This is a genomic window from Sphingobacterium endophyticum (genome assembly GCF_009733535.1).
GTDB classification, from domain to species: Bacteria; Bacteroidota; Bacteroidia; order Sphingobacteriales; family Sphingobacteriaceae; genus Sphingobacterium; species Sphingobacterium endophyticum.
In genome coordinates, this window is sequence record NZ_SMMI01000005.1 from 276,121 (window position 1) to 282,120 (window position 6,000).

General features: G+C 36.0%; 4 protein-coding genes. 1 reads left to right on the forward strand and 3 read right to left on the reverse strand.

The window, feature by feature from the left end:
* Position 1 precedes the first annotated feature (1 nt).
* Entirely contained in the window at positions 2-1,294 is a 1,293-nt protein-coding gene (locus E0Y80_RS09160; RefSeq protein ID WP_156307360.1) for a glucosidase family protein, read from the forward strand.
* 27 nt (positions 1,295-1,321) lie between these two features.
* On the opposite strand, the gene E0Y80_RS09165 is transcribed toward E0Y80_RS09160, so the two are convergent.
* The 3 genes from E0Y80_RS09165 to E0Y80_RS09175 form a co-directional block, all read right to left on the reverse strand.
* Entirely contained in the window at positions 1,322-3,658 is a 2,337-nt protein-coding gene (locus E0Y80_RS09165) for a GH92 family glycosyl hydrolase (RefSeq protein ID WP_231596003.1), read from the reverse strand.
* The gene (locus E0Y80_RS09170; RefSeq protein ID WP_231596004.1) at positions 3,655-4,956 is read right to left on the reverse strand and encodes an MFS transporter; all 1,302 of its coding nucleotides are present in this window, start codon (positions 4,954-4,956) and stop codon (positions 3,655-3,657) included. The genes E0Y80_RS09165 and E0Y80_RS09170 overlap by 4 nt, the downstream gene beginning before the upstream one ends.
* Before the next feature lie 18 nt (positions 4,957-4,974).
* On the reverse strand, positions 4,975-6,000 hold a 1,026-nt coding region (locus E0Y80_RS09175; protein WP_197091534.1), incomplete at its 5' end, for a glycoside hydrolase domain-containing protein.

Genomic DNA, 6,000 nt, shown 5'->3' on the forward strand with positions numbered 1-6,000 from the left:
AATGAAAAACTTCATTTTAACCCTTGGAGTAGCAGTTTTTTTATCTGCTTGCAATTCCAATACTAACTCCAAAAATCAGGACCAGCAGCAGACAATCCCAACAGACAGCAACTATTTAAAAGTTAAGGAGATGGCAAAAGAAATCGTAAAAACGGGATTTAATGCAGGTGATGGTTATCAAGAAGTCTGGATTCGAGATTATAATACTTTCATTACTCTTGCTACCGAAGTACAACCTCAAGAACAGATCAAAAAGAACTTATTAGCCTTTTTTGAACTTCAAGGTGATGATGGAAATATTGCTGATGGCTTTGTAACTAAGGAAAGTTTAAAAGGAAAATCAAGTGATTATTACAGCATTACCTCAACTTTAGCACCAGCATTGGCAGCTCATAAAAACACCGTTGAAACTGATCAGGAATCATCACTGATTCAAGCTGTATATAAATATATTCAAGCTACTCAGGATACTGATTTTTTAAATCTAAAAGTTGGAAACCTATCTATTGAACAAAGGATGGATATGGCAATGCAATTTTTAATGGAACATAGATTCGATAAAAGCCATGGTTTATTATGGGGCGCAACAACTGTAGATTGGGGCGATGTTCAACCTGAACACGATTGGGGTGTACATCTTGACAGCAGCTCACATTTGGCAATTGATATTTACGACAATGCCATGTTCTTAATTGCATTAGATAACCTAATGGAACTCTTCCCATCAAAGAAAAGCAATTGGCAATCTATTCGAAATGATATTGCAACCAATACAATGAAACACCTTTGGGATGAAAATAATCAAAAATTTATACCTCATATCTATTTAAAGGGTTCTCCTTTTCCAACAGATTTTGATGAGAATAAAATATATTTCCATGGGGGAACTGCAATTGCTATTGAAGCAAATTTACTTTCCAAAGAACAGATTAAAACGTCATTAAACAAAATGATCAGCAATGTAAAAGAATCAGGAGCAGCAACCATCGGTTTAACCGTATATCCAACCTATCCAGAAGGTTATTTTAAAAATAAGGGTATGTATCCATATGGATATCAAAATGGTGGAGATTGGACTTGGTTTGGTGGACGTATGATTCAGCAATTGGTTAAAAATGGATTCCGTAATGATGCAATAGAACAACTAAAACCAATGGTAGATCGAGTAGTTAAAAACAATGGATTTTATGAATGGTATACTAAAGATAATAAACCTGAAGGTTCTGGTACATTTAGAGGTGAAGCTGGAGTACTTTATGATGCTATTCTATTATTGGAAAAGACTGGGAATTAATCCCAGTCTTTCAAAGGTTAGGGTTGATTAATGATATTTATCTTTTGCCACATTCCCCATTTCTAATTCAAGAATACCCCCTGAGGTAATTGCTTTGAAAGGAATAAATGGTTCCTGTAGTTTTTTGTTGTTTAACTTCATGTTTTCAATATAATTCCCGACAGCATTTCCATCTTTTTTCTTAATGACAAACTCTTTGCCTGAATAGTATTTAGGATTTAAAGTGATGGTTATTTTATTAAATAAAGGGGAAGACAATCCCATTTTAGAATTAGACTCTGTAAGTCCAGCCACATCAAATAACCCGATTCCTCCCAATACATACCAAGCACCTAACTGACCTTGATCCTCATCTTGGCCATATCCATACCCATGTACACCTTCTGTCCCATAAAATTTATTGCAAATTTCCTGAACCCATTTCTGTGTTAAAGAAGGTCTTCCAGCAAAATTGAACATCCAAGCAACATGAAGGTTTGGTTGATTACCTTGATTGTACATTCCTTCTAAACCACTAAAGGCATCTATGGTTTTTCCTCCTCCAAACTCCAATGGTTCAGCTTTAATAAATATACTGTCCAACCGATTATTAAATTCCTCTTTCCCGATTGAACCAATCAATCCTTTTGCATCATGCGGAACATAAAAGGTATATTGATAAGAGTTTCCTTCTTGAAAACCTCTCCATGCTTGACTTGGATTAAAATTCTCGACAAATTTTCCATCTTCATATTTTGGGCGAATCAACTTTAGCTCAGGATCAAATAAATACTTCCATCCATGAGAAAGCTTATTGAGCTTTTTATAATCTGACGTTTTCCCTAATGCCTTTGCAAACTGACCTACTGCATAACTACTAAATGAATATTCTAAAGTATGTGATGCAGAAAACATCCATGATTCATGGATCTCATTATCTGACTTATCAATTTGTCCAACATATCCATTTTCAACAAATCGACCTACATCCAACTTGCCGGCTCCTCGAGGTCTATCTTTACTTTCAATTTCATTTTTTAATGCCGCCTCATACCCTAAAGCAACATCAAAATCCCTAATACCTTGTAAATAGGCACTGGATATAACAAGACTTACAAAATTAGTCCCGACACCAGAAACATATTTACTATTAGCAATTCCATCTGCCAACCATCCCGAATCTTTATAAACCAAAAGTTGGGAGTTGACAAATTCCGAGAGATATTCAGGATATGCAATAGCCCAAACCTGTGTTAAATTCCAAAATGCTCCCCAAACCGCGTCTGTATTATAATGATGATGTATAGGTTCGCCATTATCTCCTAATGCAATATGACCGATGGATCCATCATTCTTAGGGTAAGATCCAACAACATCACTTGCCAATCCTCTTCCTAATAAAGCATGGTATAATCCAGTGTAGAATTTTGTCATATCCTCCTTCCTCCCTCCTTCAACTTTAATTCGATTTAACATGCTGTTCCATGTTTCTTGATTATATCTCCTTGCTTCATCAAAATCTCTTTTCCTTCCTTCTGATAGATAGTTAGATTTAGCAGCATCAATTGATGTGTAGGAAAGACCTATTTTGATCTCTATGGATTCTCCTTCGTTCGTTGAATAGGTGAAATATGCTCCGCTTGATTTACCTGTTATTTCTGATTTATTTTCAAAGACTTTCTCACCTTGAAATACACCATACTCATTCGCATCCTTATTCAATTCAGCAAAAAAATACATCCGAATATCAGCACCAGATTGATATTTTTCAACATAAAAAGGTGAAGTAATTACATAACCTTCTACCGTTCCGTCGGGATTGATCTTAATTGATGCATCTTTAACCGGGCCACTTTCTCCCATCATATTTCCTATATCAAATAAAATATGAGATTCATTACTTTTTGGAAATGTATACCGATGAAAAGCAACTCTTTCTGTGGCAGTCAACTCGGCTTTTATGGCATAGTCCTTTAATAATACACTATAATATCCTGCCTCAGCAACTTCATCTCTTCTATCAAACGATGATCTATATCCCGAGTGCGGAATATCTTCTTTCCCAGGAATGGTTTTCAATACACCTTTTGTCGCCATTAATGCTACTCCACCAATTTGGAATTCGTGGAAATTGGGGAAATTTTCTATCGTACGATCCCTATAATCATAACCAGTTGCCTCCCATCCACTTTTATTACCTAAAGTCCCATTGGTTGAAGGGCCTGGCTTAGCCATACCAAATGGCATTGCACCAGGAGCAAAATGAAAGTACCGAGCGTGCGCAGTACCTATTAATGGATCTACATAATCGATTGGATTTTGACCATATACTGTAGTAAATAAAGTAACCCAAAAGAATATACCCGAAACTAAATTTTTCATCATCGTTTATCCATATTTAATAATTCATGAATTACGTCGGGACTTTTCCCTTTAGTCTCCGGTAATTTTCGAATTACGAATACAAACCCCAGCAAACAAACTAAACCCAAAAATAAAAATGTTCCAGAAACACCTACGTCATCCAAGAGAAATGGAGTTATCTGCCCCATTAAAAAATCTGATACCCACATAGCCAAAATACTCACTCCCATCGCTTTCGCTCGGATATTACTTGGAAAAATCTCAGAAGCAACTACAAACTTCAACGGTCCTATTGAAAAGGCAAAAAATGCCAAAAAACAGACCACTGATATCACCAAAAGCCAACTTTCAGCCATGCCAAAATAAAAAAGCAAACTAGTCAAAAATAAAGAGGCTGCCCCTCCAATTGTTCCGACAAGATATAGTGGTCGACGACCCCAACTATCAACTTTCCAAATCGCTATTAAGGTAAACAACATGTTTGCAACGCCGATAATAATCTGCCCATAAAGGGAATTATCTAAACTAAAACCTAAGGTTTTTAAAATCGTAGGACCATAATAAATTATCACATTGATTCCACAGAATTGGGAGAATATAGGTAAGAATAAACCGATGACCATTGCTTTCCTATAAATCGGTTTTAACAATTCTGAATATCCTGATTGGTCTGATTTACTTTGATCCTTTGACCAACTTGGGCTTTCTGGTACTATCAATAATCCAATAAAAAAAGCTAAGGAAGGTATGACTGACATGCCAATCATAGCACGCCATTCTTCTTCAACAAAAACATATTGAAACAATGAATGTGAAACTATTTGACCTAATTCATCTTGATATTTAATAATTAACGCATTGGAAGTATATGCGAGGACTATACCAAAGGTCAAAGCTAATTGGTAAAATGTAACCAATTTCCCTCGATCCTTTATTGGAGCAATCTCAGATAGATACAAAGGGACTACATTGGAAGCAATTCCAATTCCTATTCCCGTAAGAATTCTAGTCCATATAATTAATGAAAATGATTCTAAGAAAATACATGCAAAAGTTGCTAGAACAAAAATTGCTGCTGCTGTTTGCATAGTCCTTTTTCTTCCATATTGATCGGAAAGAGATCCTGAAATTAACACACCAATGATACAACCCAATAGAGCAGATGAAACAAACCATCCTTCCATAAAGGTATCTAAATGAAACTGCATCTTCACTAGCGGAAGTACCCCAGAAACAACGGCCATGTCGAAGCCAAAAATAAAGCCACCTAAAGAAGCTATTATGGCAATAAATGCAAGCTGTGAGTTTGATATTTTCACATTTCGATTTTTAATAATTTATTTAGCTAAATCCTTCTGTTCAGCCATATTTCTCAATCCCCATTGTTTATTTGGTTCACTTCCCATTTCCAACAGAAGCTCACCTCCATTCAATAACTCCTCTGCCTTAAAATTAAAACTATCTAGAGCCTTTCCATTTAAGGTCGCACTTTGTACATATAGATTTTCTTTACTATTGTTCTTAGTCCTAATGATAAACTGCTTACCCCTACCATACTGCTTCCCTAAATCAATTTTTATCTCCTCAAACATTGGGCTTCCTATTTCATACATAGGTATACTATGGGTTCCTCCATCTATCTGGAACAATCCAATTGCGGTCATCACATACCAAGCACTCATCTGTCCTTGATCCTCATCCCCTAAATAAGCATTAGAAATACCTTGACCATAATATCGTTCTGCAATCGAACGGCTCCATTTTTGAGTCAACCATGGCTTACCCAAGTAATTAAACAGATAGGCAAAATGCATGGACTGTTGATTACCTTGAACTACTGGATAGTCCCAATATTGATCATTTGGACCATTATACCTCCATTTTACACTTTCATCAAATCCCCATTCCAACCGTTTTGAAAAAACATCCGAACCAATCCAGTTCGCTAACCCTGGAATATCCTGAGGAACAAAAAATGTTAACTGCCAAGCATTCCCTTCCACATAATGATGGTTTGCACCAGATTTAAATGGATCAAAATCCTTTAACCATTCTCCTTTTGAATCCTTCATCCTTGCATAACCCGTCTCAACATCAATTGCATTCTTCCACCAATTTCCACGATCATTGAAATACTGATAATCCGCATCTTTATTTAAGGATTTTGCAAATTGTCCGACTGTCCAATCATCGAAACTATACTCCAAACTGTTGGAAAATCGCCCCAAATCAGATGGTACATATTTATATTTTAAAGTTTTCAGGAAAAAGCTGTATCGGGTGAATACTAAGCTTTTATAGAGATTCTCAAAGAAGTCAGGTAACGATTTGGTAACGGTGCTTATTGCTTTGTTCTTCAATAC

Bases quoted from the DNA above. Each gene is read 5' to 3' on its own strand.
- E0Y80_RS09160 (WP_156307360.1), top strand. From the start codon at position 2: ATGAAAAACTTCATTTTAACCCTTGGAGTAGCAGTTTTTTTATCTGCT.
- E0Y80_RS09165 (WP_231596003.1), bottom strand. From the start codon at position 3,658: ATGATGAAAAATTTAGTTTCGGGTATATTCTTTTGGGTTACTTTATTT.